Genomic DNA, 26690 nt, shown 5'->3' on the forward strand with positions numbered 1-26690 from the left:
CCGTGGTCATCCGACGCGTACTCGCCCCCCGCATCGACTTCGGCGCGCTGCGCCGCGAGCTCGGCCTGCCCGAGAGCTTCCCCACGGCCGCCCAGCGGGAGGCCGACGCGGCGGCCGCCGCGCCGCCCCGGCCGGCCGTCGACCGCACCGACATACCGTTCGTCACCGTCGACCCGGCCACCTCCCGTGACCTGGACCAGGCGATGCACCTGGCCCGCCGGACGGGAGGTGGCTACCGCGTGCGGTACGCGATCGCGGACGTCGCCGCGCACGTCGAGCCGGGCGGCGCGCTGGAGGAGGAGACCTGGCGGCGCGGGCAGACGGTCTACCTGCCCGACGGCAACGTGCCGCTGCACCCGGTGACGCTCAGCGAGGGTGCGGCCAGCCTGCTGCCCGACGACGACCGCGCCGCCGTAGTCTGGACCATCGACCTGGACGCCGACGGCGCCACGGTGGCCGTCGAGCTGGAGCGCGCCCTGGTCCGCAGTCGGGCCAAGCTCGACTACACCGGCGTGCAGGCGGCGGCCGACGCCGGTCGGCTGCCCGAGCCGATCGCGCTGCTGCCCGAGATCGGCGACCGGCTGACCGCCCGTGGGCTGCGCCGGGGGGCCATCAACCTGCCGCTGCCCGAGCAGGACGTGGAGCCCGATGGCGACGGGTGGCGGCTGGTGCTGCGCGGGCCGGCGCCCATGGAGGAGCACAACGCGCAGATCTCGCTGCTGACCGGGATGGCCGCCGCCGACATCATGCTGGCCGGCGGGATCGGCCTGCTGCGGACGATGCCCCCACCGAAGCCGGAGGCGGTGCAACGCCTGCGGGCGGCCGCCGCCCCGCTGGGCGTGCGCTGGCCGGACGGCGCGAGCCCCGGCGAGGTCATCGCCGGACTGGACGCCGCGCAGCCACGTGCCGCCGCGTTCATCGACCAGGCCGCCGAGTTGATGCGCGGCGCCGCGTACACCGCCTTCGACGGCAGCCGCCCGGAGCAGCCGGAGCACGGCGGGGTCGCGGCCGCGTACGCCCATGTCACGGCGCCGTTGCGGCGCCTGGCCGACCGGTACGCCACCGAGGTCTGCCTGGCCCTGCACGCGGGCCGGGAGGTGCCCGACTGGGCCCGCGCCGCGCTGCCCCGGCTGCCCGAGGTGATGGCCAGCACCGACCGCACCGCCTCGGCGGCCAGCCGGGGCGCGGTCGAACTGGCCGAGGCGGTGCTGCTGGAACACCGGGTGGGGGAGACCTTCGACGCGGCGGTGCTCGACGTCGACGCCCCTGCCAACGGCAAGTCCCGGCCGCGGCCGCCCGGCGGAACCGTGGCCCTGGACGCCCCGCCGGTCCGCAGCCGCTGCCTCGGTGAACTTCCGCTCGGCGAACGGGTCCGCGTCCGCCTGGTCACCGCCGACCCGGCGGCCCGTACGGTGCTGTTCGAGCTGGCCTGAGTCGCCGCGCGGTCGGGTCGCGCGGGCAGCGGGGATTGTCACAGTGGCTGGCGACTCTGGCGCGCCGAGCGGTTTGCGAGGATGAGCCCATGGCATACGACGCGAGCACGCTGCCCGACGTTTCCGGGCTGACGGTCGGCATCATCGGCGGCACCGGCGACCAGGGCCGTGGCCTCGCCTATCGACTCGCCCGGGCCGGCCAGACGGTGCTGATCGGCTCCCGGTCCGCCGAGCGGGCCACCGAGTCCGCCGCCGAGATCGCCGCGCTGCCCCGGATGCCGGCCGAGGTGCGGATCACCGGCGCGGCCAACGACGAGGTGGCCCGCCGCAGCGACGTGGTGATCATCGCGGTGCCGTGGGACGGCCACGCGGCCACCGTCGCCGCCCTGGCGGAGCCGTTGGCCGGCACGATCGTCGTCGACTGCGTCAACCCGCTGGGCTTCGACAAGCAGGGTCCGTACGCGCTCACCGTCGCCGAGGGCAGCGCCGTCCAGCAGGCTGCCGCGCTGCTGCCCGACTCCCGCGTCTGCGCCGCGTTCAACCACGTGAGCGCACCACTGCTGGCCGACCCCGAGGTCGACCGGATCGACCTCGACGTGCTGATCTGCACCGAGGACCGGGAACTCGTCGACATCGTCGGGGCGCTCGCCGCGCGGATCCCCGGCATGCGTGGCATCTACGCCGGTCGGCTGCGCAACGCCCACCAGATCGAGGCGTTCACCGCGAACCTGATCGCCATCAACAAGCGCTACAAGGCCCACGCCGGCATCCGCGTCACCGACCTCTGACAGTGCCCTGAGGGATCCTGGGGCATGACCGATGCTGACGGGGTGTTGCGGATCGCGGATCTGCGCCGAGCGTGCTCGATGTTGTTGGATGCGGCGGAGAGCCGATTCGGTCCGGAGATCCAGCTGTCACAGCTTGGCGTCGACCACTACTGGAACATGGACCTGGGCGCGGCGTTCGGAATGGTCCAGCGCCCCGAGTTGGAGATCGACTGCGGGCAGAGCAGCGACGATGTCGCCGAGCTGACGAGCCTCCTGCGGCGGGGTGGTCCAGACGGCTTCGTGTCGCTGTGGCACGACCTTTCGCATGTCAGCGTGCTGCTGCGGCTGCTGGCGTACCTCGATCTGCCCGACAATCGCGAGAGCTAGCCTGCGCGGGGGACGGGCCGACCGCTGGGCACACCGGGCGCCAAGCCGAGGCCCTGCTCGCCGCCCCGCGCCCCGTGCAGGCCGTGCCCACGGCACGCTCGCCAGCTCCGGAACGCGCGGCGCAGCCACGAATCGGAGAGGTCGAACGGCACCGTCATCGGGTGCGTGGCTGACCCGCTGCCGTCATGTTCGCCGGTGGTAGTGGTTGCGGCGGGGGACCTGTTCCGGGTCGAGCCAGGCGGGCGGGATGAATTCGGGGTGGCCGTCGCCGCCCAACTGGACGGCCCACTCGCCATGGTGGAGGTGGCGGTGGTGGTGGCCGCAGAGCAGCACCGCGTTGGCCAGGTTGGTGTTGCCGCCGTCGGCCCAGTGTCGGAGGTGGTGGGCGTCGCACCAGCGGGGTGGGCGGTCGCAGCCGGGAAAGGCGCAGCCTCGGTCACGCAGGACCAGCGCGCGGCGCAGGGGGCCGGTGACGAGTCGGCGCTGGCGGCCGACGTCGAGTGGCTGGCCGGCGCTGCCGAGCACGGCCGGCAGGATCGCCGCGTCGCAGGCGAGCCGCCGCACGGCCTCGGCGGTGAGCCCGAAGCCGGCGTCGAGGGTGCCCGTGCCGAGCTGCCGGACCAGGCCGTCGAAGCTGGTGGTGACGACGAGCTGGGTCGGCTCGCCGCCGTGCTCGGGCAGCTCACCGGTGCGCAGGGCGAGTCGGCAGAGGTCGCCGAGGGCGTCGTGCCGCCGTTGCCCCGGTGACCGCTGGTCGTCCTGACCGGAGGGTGCGGTCAGTGGGTCGATGGCGGCGCGGAGCAGGCCGGCGGTCTCCGCGTCGAGGGTGCCGCTCAACCGCAGCCGGCCGTCGGTCAGCTCGGACAGGGTGAGGTGACGGTCCCGGGTGGCTCGGCGGGCTTCGGCGTCGAGGGCGGCCTTCGCGGCGGCGTCGGCGACCTCGGGTGCGACGTGGTCGAGGATGCGGGTGGCGAGCCTGCGCAGCAGGGTGGGGTCGAACTGGCCGGCCCAGTCGACGAGGACGCCGATCGCTCTGGTGGCGACGTCAGTGCCGGCGGCGGCCCGCACGGTGTCGACGGTGTCGGCGATGACGCGGGCCTGCTCCAGGCTGACGTCTCCGTCGGCCAGCGCCCGGCGGACCTCGGGAGCGCCCGTGTCGAGGGCGTGAGCGGACTCGACCAACCGGCGGGCCGCGGGAACTGTCAACCGTAGGCGGTCGCGCAACCAGACCGCCGTCGACGAAGCGCCCTGCGCCAGGGCCGTGCCCCGGCCGTCCAGCTCGCGCACGAGGGTCAGCTTGACGGCCGCGAGCTGCTGCTCGAGCCGGTGCGCGGCGTCGAGCGCAGCCACCAGGTCATGCTCCGCGAGGGCCCAGGCCGGCGCGGCGGCGGCATCCGCCACCGCGCCCCGCGCCTGCGCCAACTCTTCGATCACACCCCGAACCTAGAACAGGTGTACGACAAAACCAGTCACCATGATCAATGAGGGTGACCTCGCGGCCCGATCGGGGGCGCACGACGCCGATGTAAAGCTTTCTAGACATGATGTCAAAGACGCCATACTATGAGCATGTCAAGAATTCTTTACAGCAGGAGGCGGTCGTGACGCACGAGGAGAAACGCGCCTGGATCATGCTGGTGGTCAGTGTGGTGGGCTACGCCGCCTACGCGGCCGTGGTCCTGAACCGGGCCGACGGTGGTCCGCTCACCGCCACGCCGTACGCCGGGGTGCTGTTGTGGACCATCGGCGGGGCCGTCGTCGCGAGCATCGTGGCCGAGATCGGGATGGGTGTGCTGAACCCGGGCGCCTCCCGTGCCAAGGACGTCCGGGACCGGGAGATCGGACGGCTCGGTGACCACGTCGGTCAGGCGTTCGTGGCCATCGGCGCGGTGTCGGCGATGCTGATGGCGTTGGCCGAATGGGACTGGTTCTGGATCGCGAACGTCATCTACCTGTGCTTCGTCCTGTCGGCGGCGGTTGGCGCCCTGGCGAAGGTGATCGTCTACCGCAAGGGTGTCCCGCAGTGGTGAAGCCGACCCGCGTCACGAACAACATCCGCGCGCTGCGCTTCGCGCACGGCGAGATGACCCAGGCCGAGCTCGCCGAGCGGATCGGCGTGACCCGACAGACCGTCATCGCCATCGAGCAGAGTCGTTACTCGCCGTCGCTGGAGATGGCGTTCAAGATCGCGCGCTTGTTCGACGCACGTCTCGACGACGTGTTCCAGTACCCCGAGGAGGCGACACCGTGAAGGCCATCGTCCAGGACAGCTACGGCCCGGCCGACGTGCTCCACCTCCGCGACATCGACCAACCCGCCGTGAACGACGAGGAGGTCCTCGTGCAGGTCCGCGCCGCCGGGGTCGACCCCGGGGTGTGGATCTTCATGACCGGTCGCCCCTACCTGGCGCGGCTGGCCGCAGGGCCGCGCCGGCCCCGGGTGCCGGTGCGCGGGCGGGACCTGGCCGGGGTGGTGGTCGCGGTCGGTGCTCGGGTGACCCGGTTCCGGCCCGGCGACGAGGTGTTCGGCACCTGTCCGCGCGGCTCGTACGCCGAGTTCGCGAGCGCGCCGGAGCAGCGGCTGGCCCGCAAACCGGCCAACCTGTCGTTCGCGCAGGCCGCCGCCGCGCCGGTCTCCGGGATGACGGCGCTGCGTGCGGTCCGCGACAGCGGCGCGGTACGCCCAGGGCAGCGCGTGCTGGTCATCGGCGCATCCGGCGGCGTCGGGTCACACGCCGTACAGATCGCCAAGGCGTACGGGGCGACCGTCACCGCCGTCTGCGCGCCGGCCAGGGCCGCGTTCGTACGCGGCCTCGGCGCCGACGACACCCTCGACTACACCAGCGAGGAGGTCGACAGCCGTGGCCCAATCTACGACGTGGTCATCGACACCGGCGGCGATCGGCCGGTCTCCCTGCTGCGCCGCGCCCTCACCCCACACGGGACACTGGCGCTGGTCGGCGGCGCGTACACCAAGGGCCCCGTGCTCAGCGGCTACGACCGGCAGATGTTCCGCGCGCCGCTGCTGTCCCTGTTCGTCGGTCAACGCCTGCGTAGCGTGAGCGCGGTCGAGCGCACCAGGGACCTGAGCGAGCTGGGGAACCTCATCGAATCGGGGGCGCTCACCCCGGCGGTCGACCGCACCTATCCGCTGGCCCAGGCGGCGGACGCGATCCGCCACCTCCGGCACGGGCACCCGGCGGGGAAGGTCGTCGTCACCGTGTGACGCGGTGGCCGCCGCGACCGCCAACCGGGGCCCGCACCGACCGTGACCCGCGCTCGGACCGTCGTTCTCGGCTGGGCGGACAGCGGCCGGATGACGGGGGTGGGCGCAACCCACCCCCGCCAACCCAGGCCACTATACGGCTAGGGCCTGTTTCATAAGAGCTGGCCGGCCTGCGGCGGGCCCGGACGACGACCGGCGGCGTTGCGGTGGCGTCCGGATATAACACCGGTATCCGGACGCCACCGCGTCTTGCCGGATCGCCGCCCGGACTCCGCCTCGGCTCGACCGCCCTTATGAAACAGCCCCTAGAAGGTGTGCTCGGCGGCCGGGAACTCGCCGCCCCGGACCTCCTCGGCGAAGCGCCGGGTGGCGTCGGTGAGGACGTCCGCGAGGTCCGCGTACCGCTTCACGAAGCGTGGCGCCTTGCCGGTGCGCAGACCGGCCATGTCCTGCCAGACGAGCACCTGGGCGTCGGTGTCCGGGCCGGCGCCGATGCCGACGGTGGGGATGGACAGCTCGTGGGTGATCTGCTTGGCCACCACGCCCGGCACCATCTCCAGCACCACCGCGAACGCGCCGGCCTCGGCCACCGCCCGCGCGTCCGCGAGCACCTCGTCGGCCGTGTCGCCCCGCCCCTGCACCCGGTAGCCGCCCAGGGTGTGTTCGCTCTGCGGGGTGAAGCCGATGTGCGCCATCACGGGGATGCCGGCGCCGACGATCGCGGCGATCTGCGCGGCACAGCGCCGGCCGCCCTCCAGCTTCACCGCGTGGCAGCCGCCCTCCTTCATGAACCGGACGGCGGTGCGCAGCGCCTGGGCCGGGCCCTCCTCGTACGAGCCGAACGGCAGGTCACCGACGACCAGGGTCTGCCGGGTCGAGCGCACCACGGCCCGTACCAGCGGCAACAGGTCGTCGGCGGTGATCGGCAGGGTCGTCTCGTAGCCGAAGACGTTGTTCGCCGCCGAATCACCGACCAGCAGCACCGGTACGCCGGCCCGGTCGAAGATCCCCGCCGTGTACTGGTCGTACGAGGTGAGCATCGGCCACCGTTCGCCGCGCTCCTTCGCGGCGATCAGGTCGCGGGTGCGGACCCGACGGGTGGCCGGTCCGCCGTACAGCGCGGTCACCTCGTGCGGAGTGGACTCGATCATGACTGTCTCCCTTCCTCGAGGCCGCCTGCGCGGTCCCCGGGCTTCGCCGATCGTCGCACCGCGCGACAGCCTGGCGGCAGGGCCCAGTGGAAGATGTCACTCCGGAGGCGCGGGACATCAGCCGTGCTCGCGCCACCGGTTCGTGATCGGCAGTCGACGGTCCCGGCCGAACGCCTTCATGGAGATCTTCGTGCCCGGCGCGGACTGGCGTCGCTTGTACTCGGCGGTATCCACCAGTCGCAGCACCTTGTCGACCACGGCCGGGTCGTGGCCCGACTCGACCAGCCCGTCGCGGCCCAGGTCGCCGTCGACGTAGCCGATGAGGATCGGGTCCAGCACGTCGTAGTCGGGCAGGGAGTCGCTGTCGAGCTGGCCCGGGCTCAACTCGGCGCTCGGCGGCTTGCCGATCGAGTTCTCCGGGATGGGGGCGGTCTCGCCGCGACGGGCCGCGTCCGCGTTGCGCCACTTCGCCAGACGCCACACCAGCGTCTTCCAGACGTCCTTGATCGGGTTGAAGCCGCCGACCGAGTCGCCGTACAGGGTGGAGTAGCCGACCGCCAGCTCGCTCTTGTTGCCGGTGGTCAACACCAGGTGGCCCTCCTGGTTCGACAGCGCCATCAGGATGACCCCGCGTACCCGGGCCTGGAGGTTCTCCACGGCGATCCCGGACAGCGACAGGTTCGCCAGGAAGGCGTCCACCATCGGCTGGATCGGCTCGACGCGGTAGTCGAGCCCGGTGCGCTTGGCCAGGTCGGCGGCGTCCTCCCGAGAGTGCTCGGAGGAGTGCTGGCTGGGCAGTGACACGCCGACCACCCGGTCCGGGCCGAGCGCGTCGACGGCGATGGCGGCCACCACCGCTGAGTCGATGCCACCGGAGAGTCCGAGCACCACCGAGGCGAACCGGTTCTTGTTGACGTAGTCGCGCAGGCCCAGCACCAGCGCGTGCCAGACCTCGGCCTCGTCGGCGACCGGCTCGATCAGCCCGCCGGTGACGGCCGGGCCGGACGGCGCGGGCGGGGCCGCCTCCACCGCGTGGTACGACACCCGCATGCCGTCGGCGACGCTCTCGCCGCCCGGGGTCGTCGTGGCGGCCGGCAGCTCGACGTCGTGCACGAGCAGGTGCTCGACGAACTGTGGGGCGCGGGTGAGCAGGTCGCCGTTGGCGGCGACGATCATCGAGTCGCCCTCGAAGACCAGCTCGTCCTGGCCGCCGATCATGTTGACGTACGCGATGGTGGCGTTCGCCTCGGCCGCCCGGCGGCGGACCAGCGGCAGCCGGATGTCGTCCTTGTTCAACTCGTACGGCGAGCCGTTGATGTTGACCACGAGGCCGACGCCGGCCTGCCGGGCGGCGGCGAACGGCCCGCCGGCCTGCCACAGGTCCTCGCAGATGGTCAGCGCGACGTCCACCCCGCCGATCCGCACGACGGTCAGCTCCTCGCCGGAGACGAAGTAGCGGTCCTCGTCGAAGACGCCGTAGTTGGGCAGGTGGTGCTTGAAGTAGCGGGCGACCACCTCGCCGCGGTGCAGCAGCGCGGCGGCGTTGCGCGCGCCCCGCCCCGGCTCGGCGTCCCCACTGACCTGCGGCGGGCCGTCGGCGTCCAGGTAGCCGACGACGACCGGCAGGTCACCGAGACCGTCCCCGGCGAGGTCGGCCGCGAGCTGCCGCAGGGCGGCCTGGGACGCGGCGACGAAGGACCGCCGGAAGACCAGGTCCTCGACCGGGTAGCCGGTCAACATCATCTCCGGGAAGAGCACCAACTGGGCGCCGGCGTTGGCGGCCTGGCGGGTCCAGTTGCGGACCAGGTCGGCGTTGCCGGCGAGGTCGCCGACGCTCGGGTTGACCTGTGACAGGGCGAGACGCAGGGTGGGCATGTCCTCATCTTGCCTCAGCTTCGGCCGAGCAATCCGTACCCTCGGACGAGACGGCGGCCACGTGCGGACGCCGCGCGGCCGGCGTGCCGCATCGGTACCGCTCGCCGGGCGGGACGCGAGGGGACGGGCGGCGGCGGTTCGCGTAACGTCTGCGTAACCAGGCCCGGGAACACTGGGCGGTCAGGTCGGGCGCAGCCCGGCCAAGGCGGACAAAGAGTGTCGCGAGGGGTTGGGGAAGTGGACCGTCAGCAGGAGTTCGTCCTCCGTACGCTGGAAGAGCGGGACATCCGGTTCGTCCGGCTGTGGTTCACGGACGTGCTGGGCACGCTCAAGAGCGTCTCGGTGGCGCCCGCGGAGTTGGAAGCGGCCTTCGAGGAGGGCATCGGCTTCGACGGCTCGGCGATCGAGGGCTTCGCGCGCGTCTTCGAATCGGACATGGTCGCGATGCCCGACCCGACCACCTTCCAGGTCTTCCCGTTCGAGGGTGGGGTCAGCGGCGAGAGCGCCCGGATGTTCTGCGACATCCTGCTGCCCGACGGCGGGCCGTCCTGGGCCGACCCGCGGCACGTGCTGCGCCGCGCGCTGTCCAAGGCTGCCGAGAAGGGCTTCACCTTCTACACCCACCCCGAGATCGAGTTCTTCCTGCTGGAGAACGGCCCGCAGGACGGCTCGGTGCCCACCCCGGTGGACACCGGCGGCTACTTCGAGCACACCACCCACGCCGTGGCCCGCGACTTCCGTCGCCAGGGCGTGCTGGCGCTGGAGCGGATCGGCATCTCGGTGGAGTTCAGCCACCACGAGGTCGCGCCCGGCCAGCAGGAGATCGATCTGCGCTACGCCGACGCGCTGACCACCGCCGACAACATCATGACCTTCCGGCACGTGGTCAAGGAGGTCGCGCTCTCCACCGGCGTGCAGGCCAGCTTCATGCCGAAGCCGTTCACCGACCAGCCCGGCAGCGGCATGCACACCCACCTGTCGCTGTTCGAGGGCGAGCGCAACGCCTTCCACGACGGTGGCGACCCGATGAAGCTCTCCAAGGTGGCGAAGTCCTTCATCGCCGGCCTGCTGATGCACGCCCGGGAGTACACGGCGGTCACCAACCAGTGGGTCAACTCGTACAAGCGGCTCTTCCCGCAGGCGCTGCCGGACCGGATCACCGAGAGCCCGGCGTACGTCTGCTGGGGTCACCTGAACCGCTCCGCGCTGGTCCGGGTGCCCGCGTACGGCAAGCCGAACTCGGCCCGGGTCGAGGTCCGCTCGCTGGACTCGGCCACCAACCCGTACCTCGCCTTCGCGGTGCTGCTCGGCGCGGGCCTCAAGGGCATCGAGGAGGGCTACGAGCTGCCGCCGGGCGCCGAGGACGACGTCTGGTCGCTGAGCAGCGCCGAGCGCCGCGCCATGGGGTACGAGGCGCTGCCGGAGAACCTGGCCGAGGCGATCGACGTGATGGCCGAGTCCGAACTGGTCGCCGAGGTGCTGGGCGAGCACGTCTTCGACTTCTTCCTGCGCAACAAGCGGGCCGAGTGGGAGCAGTACCGCCGCGAGGTCACCCCGTACGAGCGGCAGCGTTACCTGGCGCTCTAGGGCAGGGCATCGGCGCGGGGCTGACGCGCTTGCCCGCTGCGGCTATCGTCTCGATCACCGCGCCGGTACCCCTTCCGGGCGGAGAGTCGGGAGGCAGTCGGTGCTGGAGGACCTGCTCAGCGGTGCCTGGCAGAGCGTCGTGTTCGGGATCGTGGGCGTCGGGCTCATGGCGGCCGGGTTCGGGCTCGTCGACCTGCTGACCCCGGGGCGGTTGCGCGAGCTGATCTGGGTCGAGCGCAACACCAACGCGGGGCTGCTGCTCGCCGCCAACCAGCTCGGCATCGCCGGCATCGTCTTCACCGCGATCCTGACCAGCTACAGCGACTTCGCCAAGGGGCTCGCCTCGACCGTGGTCTTCGGTCTGGTCGGGCTGGCCATCATGGCGCTGGCCTTCTTCGTGCTGGACCTGCTCACCCCGGGCAAGCTCGGTGAGGTCATCTGCTCGTCCGAGCCGCACCCGGCGGCCCGGGTCAGCGCCGCCACGCACTTCGGTGCCGCGCTGATCGTCTGCGCCTGCATCGCCTGAGCCCGCACGGCCTGAGCCCGCACGGCCTGAGTGCGGGCGTCGTACCCCGGTCGTAGCGTGCCGGGCATGAACCGTACGGACCGCCTCTACGCCCTGGTCGAGGAGCTGCGGGCGGTGTCGCCACGGCCGCGCAGCGCGCGCTGGCTGGCTCTGCGCTTCGAGGTGAGCAGCCGGACCATCGAGCGGGACATCGGCGCGCTCCAGCAGGCCGGGGTGCCGATCTGGGCCGAGTCGGGGCGTACCGGCGGCTACGTCCTGGACCGCGCCCACACCCTGCCGCCGGTCAACCTGACCGCCGCCGAGGCGGTCGCGATGGCGGTGGCGCTGCACCGGCTCGCCGGCTCGCCGTTCGCCGGGCCGGGTGCCACCGCGCTGCGCAAGCTGCTGGCGGTGCTGCCGGCCGCCGACGCCGCCGAGGCGCACCGGCTCGCCGGCCGGGTGCACCTGGTCGGCGACGGGCCGGCCACGCCCGTCCCGGCCACCGTCGCCCACGCGGTCACCGCGCGGCGGGTGCTGCGCATCCGGTACGACGACCGCGCCGGCGTCGACTCGCTGCGGGACGTCGAGCCGCTGGGCTACCTCGGCAACTCCCACCACTGGTACCTGGTGGCCTGGTGCCGCCTGCGCGCCGAGGTGCGATGTTTCCGCACCGACCGGATCCGCGAGGTCGAGGCCCTGCCAGAGGTGGTGCTCCGGGACCTCCGTCCGGAGGACCTGGACATCCCCCACGAGCGGGTCCGCGCGCTGAGTCTGGTCTGAGCGCGCGGTCCGGGTGGCCCACCCGGCCGGGTGATCGGGAAACACCGACAGGACGGTGTCGCGAACGACGTCGAGACTCCTCCGGGAGACGGCCGGACGGCCGGAAACGCGAAGACCTGGAGGCAGTATGTCCGCGACGCCCATCACGTGGTTCGAGATCGGCACCGACCGGCCGGAGGAGGCGGAGCGCTTCTATGGCGAGCTGTTCGGCTGGACCTTCAACGAGGAGGGCTCGGCCGACGGCGGTTCCTACCGGGTGACCGGGGCCGGTGGCGACACCGGGATCGGCGGCGGAATCCGGGCGACCGGCGGCACGTCGCCGAACTACGCGATCCTCTACGCCGAGGTGGCCGACGTCGAGGAGACCTGTCGGCGGGCCGAGGCGGCCGGCGCCCAGGTGGTGGTGCCGGCCCGGACCACGCCCACCGGGCTCACGTTGGCCCAGCTGATCGACCCGGTCGGCAACCGCCTGGGCGTGTTCGCGCCCCCGCCCCGACAGAGCTGATCACTTCTCGGCTGGCCCGGACTGAAGCTCAGGTCCGGGCCGGGCTGAGGCCCTGATCGCGTAGGCCGGCGACGACGATCTGAACGAGGGCGCTGCTGCCACGGTGCCGCGCGGTCGCGGCGCAGCCGATCACGAGGGCTTGAATGTCGTCGGGAGTGACGTCCGGCCGGATGGTTCCGCGTTGCTGCGCCTCGTGCAGGAGGTCGGCGAAGGCGGCGTTGAGGGCGGCGTCCGCGTCGGCGGGTATGTGGTATCCACCGCGGTCCAGCGCGTCCGCGATGGCGCGATTGGTGCGGCAGGCCTCCACCATGACGGTGAAGAACTCGGCGAAGTCGATGCCGGAACGGGCCTTGTCGGTCAGGGCGTGGAGCCGGTCGAGCACTACGGCCTCGATGAGCGACTCCTTGGTCGGAAAGTGCCGATACACGGTGCCGGCGCCGACGCCCGCGCGACGGGCGATCTCGTCGATGGGCACGTCCAGGCCCTCGGCGGCCAGGCTCTCGTAGGCGGCGTTCAGGACGCTCTGGCGATTGCGGCGAGCATCGGCACGCATGAGGATCCTCCGGCCTGTCGACAAGCGGGGCGGCCGTTCCGTATAGTTGAAACGGGGCGACCGTTCCGATTATAGGAGACGCCGTGTGGAGTGCGCGCGACATACCCCGGCTCGACGGCACCACCGCGTTGGTGACCGGAGCTACCGCCGGAATCGGCCTGGAAACGGCAATGGCCTTGAGCGCTCAGGGAGCCCACGTGGTGATCGGCGCTCGCAACGCGGCACGCGGTGCGGACACCCTGCGCGCGTTACCCGGCAGAGGCAGCGTCCTCGCCCTCGAACTCGCCAGCCTCCAAGCCGTGCGGCAGGCGGCAAGCGACCTCCACCAGCGCTTCGAGCGACTCGACATCCTGATCAACAACGCCGGCCTGTGGTGGCAGCCCGCACGGCGTACCCAGGACGGCTTCGAGTCTCAGTTTGGCGTCAACCACCTCGGCCACTTCGCGTTGACCGGTCTCCTCCTCGACATGCTTGAGCGGTCACCGGCCGGGCGGATCGTCACGGTCAGCAGCAAGGGGGCCGCCGCCGGGTCCGTCACGCACCTCGACCCCAGGAACCTCGACGGGTACCGGCCAGCCAAGGCCTACAACGCCGCAAAACTCGCGAATCTGCTGTTCGCGTTCGAACTGCAGCATCGACTCGCCGCGTCCGACTCATCGACGATCAGCCTCGCGGCCCACCCCGGTGGAGCACGCACCAGCCTGTTTCGTGACGCATCGCCAGGCTTCCGCATCGCCAACGCGACGATTGGGTGGCTGTTCACCCAGTCTGCCCAGGCCGGTGCGCTGCCCGTACTCCGGGCGGCGACCGACCCGCGGGCCGCCGGCGGCGAGTACTACGGGCCGGGTGGCCCCGGCCAGTTCAAGGGCGCCCCGAAACCGCAGCGGGCCCCGAAAGGCGCCTACGACCCGGCCACCCGACGTCGACTGTGGGAGATGTCCGAAGTGGCGACAGGCGTCGCCTACCCCTTGCGTGCCGAAGCTGCGCACTGACGATTCCTGCGGCCCGCCCCAGGAGGCCGGACCTGGTCTGACCGGAGGACCAGGGCCGGCCGGGGGCCTACCGGGGCGGCCCTGGTTCCGCCGGGTTACTGGCCGGGCGTACCTGCCGGTGCGCCGTGGCCGCCCAGGCCGCGGTGGCCGCCCGGACCGGGGAAGACGCCGGCCTCCACGGCCTTGGTGATGGCGTCGGCCTGCTCCTGGGTGAGTTTGCCGTCCTTGACCGCCTGGTCCAGCCGCTCCTTGAGCGCGGCCTTGCGATCCTCGGCGGAGTGGCGCTGCGGCCGGTCGGCTGGCCGGTGCTGCTCGCGGATCTTCTCCAGCGCGGCGGTCACCTTGTCGGTCGGCACGCCCAGCTCCTTGGCCAGATCCTCGGCGAACTGACCCTGCCGGTCGGCCTTGGCTCCGGGCGCCGGGGCGGTGCTGGCGCTCGGCGACGGCGAATCGGCGGCGAAGGCGATCGTCGGGGCCGCGATCCCGACGCCGAGGATGCCGGCGGCGGCCAGGCCGGCCAGCATGTGCTTCCTACTGATGGTGCGGGACATGCTCTCCTCCAGAAAGCTAGGTGGTACGTGATGTCGTCACCGACAGTGACGGGTGAGCCTGGGCGCGACCCGTGGCGAACCTGTCAGCGAGCTGACAATCGAAGGCGGAAATCGGTTGTGTCGTCGCTTGTCGGGCGGTCAGGGTCGGTCCACCGCCAACGAAGGGACGTACGCCGGGATGAGAGTCGAGATCCGGGAGATCGCACTCGTCGAGCCGGACGCCGGCCCGTACGGCATCACGGTCGGGCCCGACGGCGCGCTGTGGCTGACGCTGGTCCACGGCGGTGGCATCGCCCGCCTGGACCCCGACGGCTCGGTCCGAACCCATTCGCTGGAGCCAGCCGGCGGCCGTCCGTTGATCATCACGACGGGTCCGGACGGTGCGCTCTGGTTCACCCGCTCCGGTGATGACCGGATCGGTCGGATCACCGTCGACGGCGAGCAGCGCACGGTCGCCCTGCCGGCCGGTACCGGGCCGGGTGGCATCGCGGCCGGACCCGACGGGGCACTCTGGTACGCGGGGATGACCTCCGACACGATCGGCCGGGTAACCACCGACGGCACGGCGACCGCCTTTCCGCTGCCGGTCACCGGCGGGTTCCCCTCGATGATCACCGCCGGCGCGGACCACGCCCTCTGGTTCACCCTCAACCGCGCGAACGCGATCGGCCGGATCGCCCTCGACGGCACGGTGAGGCTGTACCCTTTGCCCACCGCGGACGCCGGGCCGGTCGGCATCGCCCTGGGCGCGGACGGCGCCATCTGGTTCGTGGAAATCACCGCCGGCCAGGTCGGCCGGATCGACGTTGATGGCGTGATCGTCGAGTTCCCACTGCCGGACCGGGCCGCGCGCCCGCACGCGATCGTGGCCGACCCAGCGGGTGGGGCCTGGTTCACCGAGTGGGGCGCCAACCGGATCGGCCACCTCGATCCGAATGGACGATTCGAGAGCTACGCCCTACCGACCCCGCAGTCGGAACCACACGGCGTCGTCCACACCCCGGATGGAGTGTGGGCAGCCCTGGAAACCGGCGCACTAGCCCACCTGACCCCCTGACCCATACCCCTCCGACCCCCGGCCCCCGGCCCCCGGGCGTCCGGCCCCCTGGCCTCCCGGCCCCCTGGCCTCCCGGCCCCGGCCCCCTGGCTTCGTTGATCAAGAGGTTTGCGTCAGAATCCGGCCCGGAACTGACGCAAACCTCTTGATCAACGAGGTCGGGGCCGGGGCTGGGCCGGGCCGGGTTGGGTCGGGGCCGGGCGCGGGGCCGGGTCGGGGCGGGGCGGGGTCGGGTTGGGGTTGGGGTTATTGGACTGCGGGGGTGACCTTCAGGGTGTTGGTTTCGGTGTCCAGTCGTGCTTCGGTGCCTACCGGGACGGTCAGCTGGTTGTGGCCGTGGCCGATGGGGAGGCCGCCGAGGACCGGTACGCCCAGGTCGCCGAGGCGTTCGGTGAGCACGTCGACGATCGTGGTGTCCCAGCCGTCGCCGCAGTCGGTGAACTGCCCGACCGCCACCCCGGCCAGCCCGTCCAGCGCACCGGCCCGGCGGAGCTGGGTGAGCATTCGGTCGACCTTGTACGGAGGCTCCTGCACGTCCTCGATCAACAGCACCGCGCCGGTCAGGTCGGGCAGGTCCGGTGTGCCGATCGACGCGACGAGCAGGCACAGGTTGCCGCCGAGCAGGGTGCCGGTGGCGCGGCCGGGGACGCGTACGTCGAAGGTCTCCTCGGTGGGGACCGCCTGAACGGTCACCGGCTCGGTGGTCATCAGCGCCGCGTGCAGGGACTCGGCGGAGCGCAGCGGCGTCCGCTCGTCCCGCCAGGCCGCTCCGGGGCCGTGTACCCCGGCCAGTCGGGCGCCCCGCCACAGGGCGAGCTGCAACGCGGTGATGTCCGAGAAGCCGGCCACCACCTTCGGGTCGCGGCGCACGGCCGCCATGTCGATGGCGTCGACGATCCGCTGGGCGCCGTAGCCGCCCCGGGTGCAGATCACCCCACGGATCTGGGGGTCGGCGAACGCCGCGTTCAGGTCGGCGGCCCGCAGGTCGTCGGTGCCGGCGAGGTAGCCGTGGCGGGCGTACGCGTTCGGGGCCGGTATCGGGCGCAGGCCCCAGCCGGTGAGCAGCTCCACGCCCCGGGCCACCCGCTCCGGCGAGGTCGGCCCGGACGGCGAGACGAGCAGCACCGTGTCACCCGGGCGCAGCACGGGCGGGCGGACGACGGTGGAGTCCTCGTTGATCACAACCGGAGAGCCTAGCCACCGCGCCGACACGACGGCCGCCAGCCGGTGGCACCGACCCGTGCCGGGGCGTGGCGGAGCGCGCCGCACCCGCTAGCCTCGACGGGTGGCAACCGCGCTGGTGATCGAGAACGACCCGACGGACGACGCGCGCCGGTTGGGTGAGTGGCTGACCGAGGCAGGGCTGGATTTGTGGGTGGTCCGCCCGCACGCCGGTGAGGAACTTCCCGCCGACCTTGAGGGGTACGCGGCACTGGTGGTGCTGGGTGGCGACCAGCAGGCGTATCCGCTGCCGGACGGTTCCCCCGGGGCGCCCTGGTTCCCGGCCGTGGAGGGGCTGCTGCGCAAGGCGGTCCGGTACCGCGTGCCGACCCTGGCTGTCTGCCTGGGCGCGCAGCTGCTCGCCACGGCGCATGCCGGGCTGGTGGAGCGGAGCCCGTCCGGGCCGGAGATCGGCCCCGGTGTGGTGGGCCGGCGCGACGCGGCCGAGCAGGACCCGCTGTTCCGGTACGTGCCGCTGATCCCGGACGTGCTCCAGTGGCACTCCGACGAGATCACCGAACTGCCCCGGGGCGCCACCCTGCTGGCGGCCTCCACCCGCTATCCGCACCAGGCGTTTCGGCTCGGCGACCGGGCCTGGGGGTTGCAGTTCCACATCGAGTGCGACACCGCGATGATCGCCGACTGGGCCACCGACTCGACCCTGCTCGCCGAGTTGGGCTACGACCCGGAGCTGGTGGTGGCGGCCTGCGACTCGGTGATGGTGGACGTCGAGGAGGTCTGGCAGCCGTTCGCCGCCCGGTTCGCCGCGCTGGCCCTCGGCGAGTTGGACGACAGCACGATCCGGCGCGGCCTGCCGCTGCTCGGGCACTGATGGGCCGGCCGACCAGGGCATCGGGCCGGCTCGCCAGGTACGGCTTCGGCACCGCCGAGGGCGACGGCGGCGCACGCGCCGCGGACCTGCTCGGCCCGGACGGGCTGGGTCTCTGGCAGCCGGAGGAGCAGGAGCCGGTCGACGACGCGGCCGGGGAGCTGCTCGCCGCGCTGTCCCGGGCCGCCGACCCGGACCTGGCGCTGCGCCAACTGCACCGCATCGTCGAGGCGGAGAGCCGAACCAGCGCCGCCGGCACCAGCGCCGCCGGCACCAGCGCCGCCGGCACCAGCGCCGCCGGCACCAGCGCCGCCGGCACCAGCGCCGCCGGTGGCGGTAGCACCGCCGGCACCAACGCCAGCTCGCCGCTGCTCGCGGAGCTGCACGCCGACCCCGGGCTGCGGCGTCGGCTGATCGCCGTGCTGGGCGCGTCGTCGGCGCTCGGCGACCATCTGGTGGCGAATCCCGAGCACTGTCTGACGCTGCGTACCGCACCGGACGGGCTCGCGCCGATCGCCGACGGTCGGCTGGAGCCGGCCGGCGACGGGAACCCGGTGGCGGTGCTGCGTGCCGCGTACCGGCTCTCCCTGCTGCGGATCGCGGCGGCCGACCTCACCGGCGGCCGGGCCCTGGAGCAGACCATGGCGGCGCTGTCCGCGCTGGCCGACGCGACCCTCGCGGCCGCGTACGAGATCGCCGTCGCCGAGTTGGCGGCGGGCACCGAGCGGCCCCGGCTGGCCGTGGTGGCGATGGGCAAGTGCGGCGGCGGCGAGCTGAACTACGTCTCCGACGTGGACGTGATCTTCGTGGCCGCCGAGGACGCCGACCTGCCCGCCGCGACCCAGGTGGCGACCCGGCTGATCTCCGTCTGCGGGATGGTCGCCTGGCCGGTGGACGCCGCCCTGCGGCCCGAGGGCAGTCGTGGCCCGCTGGTGCGTACCCTCGCCAGCCACCTCGCCTACTACCGCCGGTGGGCACGCACCTGGGAGTTCCAGGCGCTGCTCAAGGCCCGCCCGGCCGCCGGGGACCTGCCGCTGGCCCAAGAGTGGATCGACCAGCTCGCGCCGCTGGTGTGGAGCGCCGCCGAACGCCCCGAGGCGGTCGAGGACGTCCGCGCGATGCGCCGCCGGATCATCGACAACATCCCGCCGAAGGAGCTGGAACGCGAGATCAAGCGCGGTCCGGGCGGGCTGCGCGACATCGAGTTCGCCGTTCAGCTCCTGCAACTCGTGCACGGCCGCGGCGACGAGACCCTGCGGGCGCCCGGCACCATTCCGGCGCTGCGCGCGCTCGTCGCCGGTGGCTACGTCGGCCGCGCCGACGGGGAGTCGCTGCTGCGCGGCTACCGCTTCCTGCGCGCCGTCGAGCACCGGCTCCAACTCCAGGCCCTGCGCCGTACGCACACCGTGCCCACCGAGCCGGGGGCGCTGCGTTGGCTGGCCGCCGCGCTGGGTTTCGTGGCCACGCCGGGCCGCAGCGCCGTCGAGAGCTTCCGGGCCGACTGGGTCACCCACGCCACCGAGGTACGACGGCTGCACGCCAAACTGCTCTACCGGCCGCTGCTGGAGTCGGTGGCCCGGGTACCCGCCGACGGGCTGCGGCTCACCCCGGAGGCGGCCCGGCACCGGTTGGAGATCCTCGGCTTCGCCGACCCGGCCGGGGCGCTGCGTCACCTCCAGGCGCTCACCGGCGGGGTGAGTCGTACGGCGGCCATCCAGCGCACCCTGCTGCCGGTGCTGCTGAGCGAGTTCGCGGACGCGCCGGAGCCGGACCGGGGGCTGCTCAACTACCGCAAGGTCTCCGACAAGCTGGGCAGCACCCCCTGGTACCTGCGCCTGCTGCGGGACGGCGGTCCCGTCGCCCGCCGGCTGGCCCGGGTGCTGGCCCTGTCCCGGTACGTCGCCGACCTGCTCGCCCGGGATCCGGAGGCGCTGCGGCTGCTCGCCGAGGAGAACGAGTTGTCGCCGCGTCCGCGTCCGGTGCTGCGTGACGGCTTCCTCGCGGCGGCGGCCCGGCACACCGACCCGGTCGAGGCGACCCGCGCGGTGCGGGCGCTGCGCCGCCGGGAGCTGGTCCGGGTGGCCTGCGCGGACGTGCTCTGCCGGGCCGGCGCGCTCGCACCCACCCCGACCCGGGCGGACGGCACGACGCGGCCGTCACCCGGCCTGGCCGACATCACCGAGGTCGGTACGGCGCTCGCCGACGTCACCGACGCCACCCTCGCCGCAGCGCTGCGGGCCGCGCGGGCCAGCCAACCGGCCCCGGACGGACTGCGGTTCGCGGTGATCGGAATGGGCCGCCTCGGCGGGTACGAGTCGAACTACCTCTCCGACGCCGACGTGCTCTTCGTCTACGACCCGCCCGCCGGCAGCAGCGAGAGCGCCGCCAGCGCGGCCGCGCACACCATCGCGGAGGAGCTGCGTCGACTGCTCGGCGTACCCGCGCCCGACCCGCCGTTGGGTGTCGACGCCGATCTGCGCCCCGAGGGCCGGCAGGGTCCGCTGGTGCGCAGCCTCGCCGCGTACGCCCAGTACTACGCCCGCTGGTCCCGGGTGTGGGAGGCGCAGGCGCTGCTGCGCGCCCGGTTCGTCTGCGGTGACGCCGACCTGGGCGCCGAGTTCGAGGCGATGATCGAGCCGGTGCGCTACCCGGCCGACGGGTTGACCCGCGAGCAGGTCGTCGAGATCCGTCGGATCAAGGCCCGGGTGGAGACCGAGCGGCTGCCGCGCGGGGCCGACCCGGCCACCCACACGAAGCTGGGCCGGGGCGGGCTGGCCGACGTCGAGTGGGCGGTCCAGCTCGTCCAGCTCCGACACGCGGGCGCGATCCCGGAGCTGCGCGGCACGCGTACCCTCGATGCCCTCGCGGCGGCCGAGCGGGCCGGCCTGATCGATGCGGCGGACGCCGCGGAGATGGCCGCCGGCTGGTCCCTGGCCGCGCAGGTCCGCAACGCGCTGATGCTGGTCCGGGGCCGGGCGGGTGACCAGCTGCCCCGGCACGGCGTGGAGCTGGCGGGGGTGGTCCGGCTGCTCGGCCACGACGACCCGGGGGAGTTCCTCGACGAGTACCTGCGTACCGGCCGCCGCTCCCGCGCCGCCGCCCAGCGCGTGCTGGAGGGGTAGGAAGATCAGCCGAGGGTGTAGTCGCCGGCGCGGGGGACGGTGACGCTGGTCCAGTCCCCGTCGGCGGCGACGGTCGCGCCGCCGGACGCGGTCAGCCAGCGGCTGTGCCGCACCCGGACCGCCACCGGGCCGGCGGTCGGGGCCCGGAAGGTGACTGCCGCGCCGTCCGCGCGGACCAGCTCGGCGGGCGCGGCGACCAGCGGCGTCGGGTCGGCCACCGCCCAGACCCGCCAGTGCGGGCCGGACCAGGCCGGGGTCAGGTACGGTAGGCCGCCCTCGACGAGTTCCGCCTCGGCCCGCCCCACCCAGGACAGCGGGGCGTCCGGCACTGCCACGTACTGCACGGCGTTCTCCGCCAGCCAGGCCCGGTAGCTGGCCGGGGTGAGCGGCACGCCGGTGCCGGTCGCGCCCGGCACGGTGGTGAAGAAGAGCGGGTTGCGGTCGATGTCGGCCTGCCGCAGCCAGCCGCGGGCCAGCGGCACCTCACCGAGGCGGGCCGCCTCCCAGTAGTTGCGGGTCGGCGGCACCTCCACCCGGCCGGTGAGCCGCTGCCCGGCCAGGAACGCGCGCAGCGGCGCGTGATAGCCGGGCGCGCTGGTCGGGTCGCCGATGCTCCGCAGGTCCGCCGGGACCACCGGCGGCTGCCACCCGCAGACGGCCGCCAGCAGCGCGGCCAGGCCGATCCCACCCAACAGTCGGGCCGGCACGGGCCCGACAGCCGGCCGGCGGGCCAGGCGGGTCGACAGCCAGGCCGGCGGGCGGGCGGCGGCGGCCAGCACCGGCAGCGCGAACATCGTCGCCAACCGGGTCGCGTTCAACCCCACCGGCGTGTGCACTCCGGCGGCGACCAGCACCCCGGCGGCGGCCAGCAGCGCGCCGAACCGCACCGGCCGGTACGCCACCAGCGCCGCCACCAGCAGGCTCGTCACCACCGCCCGCAGGGTGTCGGTGCGGCTGATGTTCATCCAGCCGCCGTCGCCGAAGAGCACCGCGGTCGCGCCCAGCGGCACGGCCGCCGCGACGCCGAGCGCCAGCCCGTCGGCGTACCGGCGGGCCAGCAGCAGCGCCGCGCCCGCCAGGCCGACGAACAGGCCGGCCACCGGGCTCGTCGCCGAGGCCAGCAACGCGCCGGCCGCGGCCAACGCGACACGACGACCCGGGGGTACGCCCCGAGTCAGCGCGACCAGCGCAGCCAGCCCGAAGGCGACACCGAGGGCGTACGTCACCCGGCCCGAGACCAGGTTGCCGGCCAGCGTGACCACGCCGATCAGGCTGCCCAGCAGCGGACGCGGCACCAGGCTGCGGACCAGCAGCGCGGCCAGCGCGGTCGCCGACGCCACCAGCGCCAGCGCGCCGGTCACCCGCACACCGAGCACCGCCATCACGGGCTGCGACACCAGGCTGTAGCCGAACTGCTGCACCCCGCCGTACCAGCGCAGATCCACCGGGGTGAGGCCGTGGGCGGCGAAGAAGTCGGCGCGGGCGACCTGCGCGGAGAGGTCCGAGCCCATCAGCGGCAGGGCCAACCAGAGCGCGCCGAGCACGACGGAGCAACCGGCGGCCACCGCCACCACCCGACTGCGCCGCATGCCCACCTCCGTACCGCGACAACCGTACTGGCAGCATGTCCGGCGTGCCTCACCACCTCGCGCGCTGGACCGGACTGGCGGGATCGGTGCTTCTCGCCGTCGCCGCGTTCCTGGGCGGCGCCCTGCCCGACTCGCCCCTGCGCAGCAACCCGGTCAGCATCTGGCAGGGCGCGAACGGACCGCTGGTGCTCATCGCCTGGCTGGTCGGCACCGGGCTGCTGGCGTACGCCTGGTGGTCGCTGCGCGACGACGTGCCGTCGACCCGCTGGGCGCTGGTCACCGTCGGGCTCTGGCTGCTGCCGCTGCTGATCGCGCCCCCGCTGGCCAGCCGCGACGTCTACGCGTACGCCTGCCAGGGCGCCAGCTACGCCGCCGGGATCAACCCGTACGAGCAGGGTGTCTCCGCGCTGCCCTGCCCCTGGCTGGACACCATCTCGTACATCTGGCGGGACACCCCGGCGCCCTACGGGCCGCTGTTCGTGGTGCTGTCCGGCGCGGTGGTCAAGGCCACCGGCTCGCTGACCGGCGCGATCGTGGTGTTCCGGCTGATCGCCGTGGCGGGGGTCGCGCTGATGGCGGTCAGCCTGCCGGTGCTGGCCCGACGGGTGGGCGTACCGGCCTCCCGGGCGGTCTGGCTGACGCTCGCCTGCCCGCTGGTCGCCGTGCACCTGGTCTCCGGCGCGCACAACGACGCCCTGATGGTCGGCCTGCTCGTCGCCGGGCTGGCCGTGATCGCCTCCCTGCCCGGACGCCCCGGCCCGCTGCTCGCCGGTGGCGTGCTGCTCGGTCTCGCCGCCGGCATCAAGGTGACGGCGCTGGTCGTGGTGCCGTTCGCCGCGCTGGCCGCGATCGTCGGCGGGTACTCGATCCGCGCGCTGATCCGCCACGGCGGCTGGGTGGTCGGCGGCGCGGTCGCCGTCGTGGTCGGGGTGACCTTCGCCGCCGGCCTCGACTTCGGCTGGGTCGGTGGGCTGGCCCGCGGCGGTGACGTGATCGCCTGGACGTCGCCGTCCACGGCGGTCGGGCAGACCGTCGGCTACCTGGCGGTGCCCTTCGGCGGGCACGTCGACGCGCTCGCCGTCACCCGGGGGGTCGGCGTCGCGGTGCTGGCGGTGCTGCTGGTGTGGCTGTGGTGGCGGGCCCGCACGCGGGAGCCGCTGTGGTACGCCGCCGTGGCGCTGACCGCCACGGTCGCCCTCGCGCCACTGTTCCACCCCTGGTACTGGGTCTGGCCGCTCGCGGTGCTGGCGGCCACCGCCCGGCGTACCGGATGGTTCATCGTCGTCGCGCTGGTGGCGTCGTTCCTGGTGCTGCCCGATGGCACCGGGCTGCCCCGCTACACCAAGACGGTCGGGGCGCCACTGATGACGCTGTTGGTGATCGTGCTGGCCATCCGGTTGGTACGGTCGGCTCGGGCGGCCCGCCAACCGGTCGCCGCCGACTAGGTCGACCAGGGGGAAGGTGCGCCGGTGACCACTCCCGGCGCGCCTTCGCCGGTTTCCGGCCTGCTGGCCGCCCGGTTTGCCCGGTACGCCGGCCTGGTCGGCGCGGTCCTGCTCGCCGTGGCCGGGTGCCTCGGCGGGGCGCTGCCCGACGCCCCACTGAACGTCACGCCCGTGTCGATCTGGCGAGCCCCGGGCGGCGCGGCAACCTTGGCCTGCTGGCTGGTCGGCACCGCGCTGCTCGTCGGCGCCTGGTGGTCACTGCGCGCCGGTGCGCCGTCGAGCCGGTGGGCGTACGTCACCGCCGGGCTGTGGGCGCTGCCGCTGCTGCTCGCGCCGCCCCTGGGCAGCCGGGACGTCTACTCGTACGCCTGCCAGGGCTGGACCTACGCGCACGGTGTCGACCCGTACGCCGTCGGGGTGGCCGCCTCGGGTTGCCCGTGGGGGGAGACGGTGGCACCGATCTGGCGGGACACGCCGGCGCCGTACGGCCCGGTGTTCGTGCTGCTCGCGGCGCTCGCGGTGACTGTCGGAGGCGGGCTCACCGGCACTGTCGTACTGCTGCGGGTCATCGCCGTGGCCGGGTTGCTGCTGGCCGCGCTCTGCCTGCCTCCGCTGGCCCGGGCCACCGGAGTGCCGACCCGGCGGGCGGCCTGGCTGGCGCTGGCCGCGCCACTGGTCGGCGTACACCTGGTGGGCGGCGCGCACAACGACGCCGTGATGCTCGGGCTGTTGCTGTGCGGGCTGCTGGTGGCGGTCCGTTGGCCGGGCCGGCCCCCCGCGCTGCTGCTCGCCGGGGCGCTGCTCGGGCTGGCGGTCACCGTGAAGGCCAGCGCAATCGTGGTGGTGCCGTTCGCGGCGCTGGTGGGAGCGTCCGGCCGGACGGTGTTCCGCAGCGGCGCGTGGCTGGGCGGCGGGCTCCTGGGCGCGCTGCTGGTCGCCTCGGCGCTGTCCGGCCTCGGATTCGGCTGGGTGGGTGGGTTGACCCGCAGCGGCGACTCCGAACAGTGGACATCGCCGCCCACCGCCGTCGGGTTCGTCGTCGACTACGCCGGCGCGGTGGTCGGGCGGGACCCGCAGGCCGTGCCGGTGGCCCGCGCCATCGCGTTGGTGCTGCTCGCGGTCGTGCTCGTGGCCCTCTGGTGGCGCACGTGGCGGCGAGTTGCCGCCGATTTGGGCGGGCTGGCGGCTGGCTCAGGCGGGCTGCTGGACGCCTCGGGCGGGCTGGCGGTCGGCCGCGATGCGCTGTCAGCCGCTTCGGGCGGGTTGCCGTCCATATCGGGCGGGTTGCCGGCCGGGGCGGCGCGGTGCCGAGCGGTACTGCACGGCGCCGGCCTGGCCCTGGTCGCCACCGTCGTCCTGTCCCCGGTCTTCCACCCCTGGTACGCGACCTGGCCGCTGGCCCTGCTCGCGCTCAGCGCCGCCCGGACCACGTGGTTCGTGCTGCCGGCCGCCGTGGCTGCCTTCCTGGCGCTGCCCGACGGCACCAACCTGGCCCGCTTCACGAAGGCCCCCGGCGCTCTCGCGATGACCGTCCTGCTCCTGTTCCTGCTCCTCCGGATGTGGCGGCACGCACCGGAGCGCTCGCTACGTCCCTGACCACCGGTCGGATGCGCGAAGATCGCGCTCGAACATGGATGTAGTGGCTTCTGGCGCGTTCGAGGCCACTACATCCAGGATCGAGCACGATCTTGGTGCGGTGCGGTGCGGTGCGGTGCGGTGCGGTGCGGTGCGGTTAGCGGTTGGCGCTCGGCGCGGGGGGTCGGGCCAGTCGGGCGCGGACGGCGAGGGCCACCGGTAGCAGCGCGGGGCCGACCAGCGCGACCACGGCAGCCGTCGCGGCGAGCGCCGTCCAGTTCGGGACGAACGCGCTCCGCATGCCGTCCGCCGCCCCGGCCAGCGGTAGCAGGGCCAGCAGACCCACGGGGGTGAGCAGGATCAGCAGGGCCCACCCGCCCCGGTGGTCGCCGCGTACGGCCAGTCCCACCGCGAGCAGCATGGCCACCGCGAGCACCGCCACGGCGGTGTCCTGCAACATCAGAATCGCCCTCACCGCGCGATAGGTCCAGGCGAAACTTCCCGGCGTCAGGCTTGCGGCCGCCGCCAGGCCGGCGACGGCGGCGAGCAATGGCGCCACCCGCAGCGCCACCGGCCGCGCGCGGGACGCGCCGAGCGCGACCACACCCAACCCGACCTGCGGGAGCAGCACGAACAACGGTGGACGGGGCAGGCCGGTGAGCGCGGCGGCGGGGACGAGCGCGACCGTGAGAAGCAGCGCGAGCGCGACCGCGCGTCGGTGCCACCGGCTGGGTGCCAGCGCCTGCACACCCGCGGCGAGGAGCCAACCGACCCACGCCACGATGCCGAGCGAGACGAACGGCCCGGCGGACGGCTCGCCGAAGCCGGGCAGAGCCGGCCGCAGTTCGAGCACGGTCCACATGCCGGCGAGCGTGGTGGCGGTGAGCAGGGCCAGGGCGGCCGCGAGGTGTACCCCGGGGACCAGGTCGGTGACGCCGGTGGCGCGTACCCGTTGGCGGAGCCCGCCGCGGAGGAGGTCCACGGCGTCCGCGGGGGTGGGCCAGCGGCGGCCCGGCTCGGCCAGGTCCAGGTACGTGCCGACGATCTCGGCGCCCCGGGCCCGCCGGTAGTCGGCGGGGTACGCGGCGAGGAGCCGGAGGTAACGGCGCTCGATCTCGGTCATGCGAGGCCTCCGGCGAGGCGTGGGGTGGTCGGTCGGGCGGCACGGGCCCGTGCGGCGAGCCGGGCGGTGGCGGCCTCGACGTTGCGTCGCAGCCGTTCGGTCTCGGCGCTGAGGGTGGCGTCGCCGTCGGGGGAGAGGCGGTAGTAGCGGCGCAGTCGACCGTCCACCACCTCCTCCCGGTCGACCTCGACGAGGCCGGCGTCGACCAGCCGGTCCAGCGCGCCGTAGAGCGTTCCGGGGCGCAGCGACACGCGGTTGTCGGAGAGGGCGGCGACCTCGCCGATCAGTCCGTAGCCGTGCATTGGCTCAACGGCGAGCGCGGTCAGGATGTCCAGCCGCAGCACCCCGCCGCTCTGCGTGGCGGCCACCGCCTGCTGGCCGGCGAACGCCAGATCCCGGCAGGTGCCGCCGATCCAGC

25 protein-coding genes are annotated in these 26690 nt (G+C 73.6%); 16 read left to right on the top strand and 9 right to left on the bottom strand.

Annotated features, from left to right (window positions below):
* Nucleotides 1-2: 2 nt before the first annotated feature.
* The 3 genes from ACIBTX_RS29020 (at nt 3) to ACIBTX_RS29030 (ending at nt 2587) form a co-directional block, all read left to right on the top strand.
* Entirely contained in the window at nt 3-1433 is a 1431-nt protein-coding gene (locus ACIBTX_RS29020) for an RNB domain-containing ribonuclease (protein ID WP_357173846.1), read from the top strand.
* An 89-nt stretch (nt 1434-1522) separates the two neighbouring features.
* Complete coding sequence (npdG, locus tag ACIBTX_RS29025; protein ID WP_357132728.1) at nt 1523-2221, top strand: NADPH-dependent F420 reductase; 699 nt, start codon at nt 1523-1525, stop codon at nt 2219-2221.
* Nucleotides 2222-2245: 24 nt separating this feature from the next.
* Nucleotides 2246-2587, top strand: coding sequence for a hypothetical protein (locus ACIBTX_RS29030; RefSeq protein WP_357173849.1), 342 nt, complete (start codon nt 2246-2248; stop codon nt 2585-2587).
* A 183-nt stretch (nt 2588-2770) separates the two neighbouring features.
* Here the strand turns inward: ACIBTX_RS29030 and ACIBTX_RS29035 are convergent, their stop codons facing one another.
* Nucleotides 2771-4021, bottom strand: a complete 1251-nt coding sequence (locus ACIBTX_RS29035; RefSeq protein WP_396833256.1) for a DUF222 domain-containing protein — start codon at nt 4019-4021, stop codon at nt 2771-2773.
* Between the two features lie 167 nt (nt 4022-4188).
* On the opposite strand from ACIBTX_RS29035, the gene ACIBTX_RS29040 reads away from it, so the two are divergent.
* Genes ACIBTX_RS29040 through ACIBTX_RS29050 form a run of 3 tightly spaced genes read left to right on the top strand, consistent with a single transcriptional unit; the run spans nt 4189 to nt 5812 of the window.
* Nucleotides 4189-4617: a hypothetical protein gene (locus tag ACIBTX_RS29040; RefSeq protein WP_357132734.1), complete on the top strand. Its 429-nt coding sequence runs from the start codon at nt 4189-4191 to the stop codon at nt 4615-4617.
* A gap of 23 nt (nt 4618-4640) precedes the next feature.
* Complete coding sequence (locus tag ACIBTX_RS29045) at nt 4641-4838, top strand: helix-turn-helix transcriptional regulator (protein ID WP_355051501.1); 198 nt, start codon at nt 4641-4643, stop codon at nt 4836-4838.
* Nucleotides 4835-5812: an NAD(P)-dependent alcohol dehydrogenase gene (locus ACIBTX_RS29050; RefSeq protein ID WP_396833257.1), complete on the top strand. Its 978-nt coding sequence runs from the start codon at nt 4835-4837 to the stop codon at nt 5810-5812. Before ACIBTX_RS29045 ends, ACIBTX_RS29050 begins: the two co-directional genes overlap by 4 nt.
* Before the next feature lie 305 nt (nt 5813-6117).
* Here ACIBTX_RS29050 and panB read toward each other — a convergent pair whose 3' ends face one another.
* The gene (gene panB / locus ACIBTX_RS29055; RefSeq protein WP_357134865.1) at nt 6118-6963 is read right to left on the bottom strand and encodes a 3-methyl-2-oxobutanoate hydroxymethyltransferase; all 846 of its coding nucleotides are present in this window, start codon (nt 6961-6963) and stop codon (nt 6118-6120) included.
* A 117-nt stretch (nt 6964-7080) separates the two neighbouring features.
* Entirely contained in the window at nt 7081-8838 is a 1758-nt protein-coding gene (locus tag ACIBTX_RS29060; protein WP_357134864.1) for an NAD+ synthase, read from the bottom strand.
* 237 nt (nt 8839-9075) lie between these two features.
* On the opposite strand from ACIBTX_RS29060, the gene glnA reads away from it, so the two are divergent.
* The 4 genes from glnA (at nt 9076) to ACIBTX_RS29080 (ending at nt 12215) form a co-directional block, all read left to right on the top strand.
* On the top strand, nt 9076-10425 hold the full coding sequence (glnA, locus tag ACIBTX_RS29065) for a type I glutamate--ammonia ligase (protein WP_355051478.1): 1350 nt from the start codon (nt 9076-9078) through the stop codon (nt 10423-10425).
* A 100-nt stretch (nt 10426-10525) separates the two neighbouring features.
* The gene (locus ACIBTX_RS29070; RefSeq protein WP_355051479.1) at nt 10526-10951 is read left to right on the top strand and encodes a DUF350 domain-containing protein; all 426 of its coding nucleotides are present in this window, start codon (nt 10526-10528) and stop codon (nt 10949-10951) included.
* A gap of 66 nt (nt 10952-11017) precedes the next feature.
* Nucleotides 11018-11710: a WYL domain-containing protein gene (locus tag ACIBTX_RS29075; RefSeq protein ID WP_357170608.1), complete on the top strand. Its 693-nt coding sequence runs from the start codon at nt 11018-11020 to the stop codon at nt 11708-11710.
* A 127-nt stretch (nt 11711-11837) separates the two neighbouring features.
* Entirely contained in the window at nt 11838-12215 is a 378-nt protein-coding gene (locus ACIBTX_RS29080) for a VOC family protein (RefSeq protein ID WP_357134861.1), read from the top strand.
* Nucleotides 12216-12243: 28 nt separating this feature from the next.
* On the opposite strand, the gene ACIBTX_RS29085 is transcribed toward ACIBTX_RS29080, so the two are convergent.
* Nucleotides 12244-12768 (bottom strand): helix-turn-helix domain-containing protein, encoded by a 525-nt coding sequence (locus tag ACIBTX_RS29085; RefSeq protein ID WP_357134860.1) that lies wholly within the window; start codon nt 12766-12768, stop codon nt 12244-12246.
* An 83-nt stretch (nt 12769-12851) separates the two neighbouring features.
* Here ACIBTX_RS29085 and ACIBTX_RS29090 point away from each other — a divergent pair, with 83 nt between their 5' ends.
* Complete coding sequence (locus ACIBTX_RS29090; RefSeq protein ID WP_357134859.1) at nt 12852-13760, top strand: oxidoreductase; 909 nt, start codon at nt 12852-12854, stop codon at nt 13758-13760.
* Nucleotides 13761-13855: 95 nt separating this feature from the next.
* On the opposite strand, the gene ACIBTX_RS29095 is transcribed toward ACIBTX_RS29090, so the two are convergent.
* The gene (locus ACIBTX_RS29095; RefSeq protein ID WP_357170610.1) at nt 13856-14311 is read right to left on the bottom strand and encodes a hypothetical protein; all 456 of its coding nucleotides are present in this window, start codon (nt 14309-14311) and stop codon (nt 13856-13858) included.
* Nucleotides 14312-14489: 178 nt separating this feature from the next.
* On the opposite strand from ACIBTX_RS29095, the gene ACIBTX_RS29100 reads away from it, so the two are divergent.
* On the top strand, nt 14490-15368 hold the full coding sequence (locus tag ACIBTX_RS29100; protein WP_357170612.1) for a virginiamycin B lyase: 879 nt from the start codon (nt 14490-14492) through the stop codon (nt 15366-15368).
* 246 nt (nt 15369-15614) lie between these two features.
* On the opposite strand, the gene ACIBTX_RS29105 is transcribed toward ACIBTX_RS29100, so the two are convergent.
* Nucleotides 15615-16550: an LD-carboxypeptidase gene (locus tag ACIBTX_RS29105; protein WP_363661338.1), complete on the bottom strand. Its 936-nt coding sequence runs from the start codon at nt 16548-16550 to the stop codon at nt 15615-15617.
* Nucleotides 16551-16653: 103 nt separating this feature from the next.
* Here ACIBTX_RS29105 and ACIBTX_RS29110 point away from each other — a divergent pair, with 103 nt between their 5' ends.
* Both ACIBTX_RS29110 and ACIBTX_RS29115 read left to right on the top strand, forming a co-directional pair.
* The gene (locus tag ACIBTX_RS29110; protein WP_396833258.1) at nt 16654-17421 is read left to right on the top strand and encodes a type 1 glutamine amidotransferase; all 768 of its coding nucleotides are present in this window, start codon (nt 16654-16656) and stop codon (nt 17419-17421) included.
* The gene (locus tag ACIBTX_RS29115; RefSeq protein WP_396833259.1) at nt 17421-20540 is read left to right on the top strand and encodes a bifunctional [glutamine synthetase] adenylyltransferase/[glutamine synthetase]-adenylyl-L-tyrosine phosphorylase; all 3120 of its coding nucleotides are present in this window, start codon (nt 17421-17423) and stop codon (nt 20538-20540) included. The genes ACIBTX_RS29110 and ACIBTX_RS29115 overlap by 1 nt, the downstream gene beginning before the upstream one ends.
* Before the next feature lie 5 nt (nt 20541-20545).
* Here the strand turns inward: ACIBTX_RS29115 and ACIBTX_RS29120 are convergent, their stop codons facing one another.
* Nucleotides 20546-22129, bottom strand: a complete 1584-nt coding sequence (locus ACIBTX_RS29120) for a hypothetical protein (RefSeq protein ID WP_396833260.1) — start codon at nt 22127-22129, stop codon at nt 20546-20548.
* Between the two features lie 44 nt (nt 22130-22173).
* On the opposite strand from ACIBTX_RS29120, the gene mptB (ACIBTX_RS29125) reads away from it, so the two are divergent.
* Together mptB (ACIBTX_RS29125) and mptB (ACIBTX_RS29130) are read left to right on the top strand one after the other, a co-directional pair.
* Nucleotides 22174-23574 carry a polyprenol phosphomannose-dependent alpha 1,6 mannosyltransferase MptB gene (gene mptB, locus ACIBTX_RS29125; RefSeq protein ID WP_396833261.1) on the top strand — a complete coding sequence of 467 codons (1401 nt, stop codon included), beginning with the start codon at nt 22174-22176 and terminating at the stop codon, nt 23572-23574.
* Between the two features lie 24 nt (nt 23575-23598).
* Nucleotides 23599-25170 carry a polyprenol phosphomannose-dependent alpha 1,6 mannosyltransferase MptB gene (gene mptB / locus ACIBTX_RS29130; RefSeq protein WP_396833262.1) on the top strand — a complete coding sequence of 524 codons (1572 nt, stop codon included), beginning with the start codon at nt 23599-23601 and terminating at the stop codon, nt 25168-25170.
* 136 nt (nt 25171-25306) lie between these two features.
* Here the strand turns inward: mptB (ACIBTX_RS29130) and ACIBTX_RS29135 are convergent, their stop codons facing one another.
* Nucleotides 25307-26272: a hypothetical protein gene (locus ACIBTX_RS29135; RefSeq protein WP_357134854.1), complete on the bottom strand. Its 966-nt coding sequence runs from the start codon at nt 26270-26272 to the stop codon at nt 25307-25309.
* Nucleotides 26269-26574: a PadR family transcriptional regulator gene (locus ACIBTX_RS29140; protein ID WP_396833265.1), complete on the bottom strand. Its 306-nt coding sequence runs from the start codon at nt 26572-26574 to the stop codon at nt 26269-26271. Before ACIBTX_RS29140 ends, ACIBTX_RS29135 begins: the two co-directional genes overlap by 4 nt.
* Nucleotides 26575-26690: the final 116 nt, after the last annotated feature.

The sequence above is a fragment of the Micromonospora sp. NPDC049359 genome (genome assembly GCF_044466585.1).
GTDB lineage: Bacteria > Actinomycetota > Actinomycetes > Mycobacteriales > Micromonosporaceae > Micromonospora.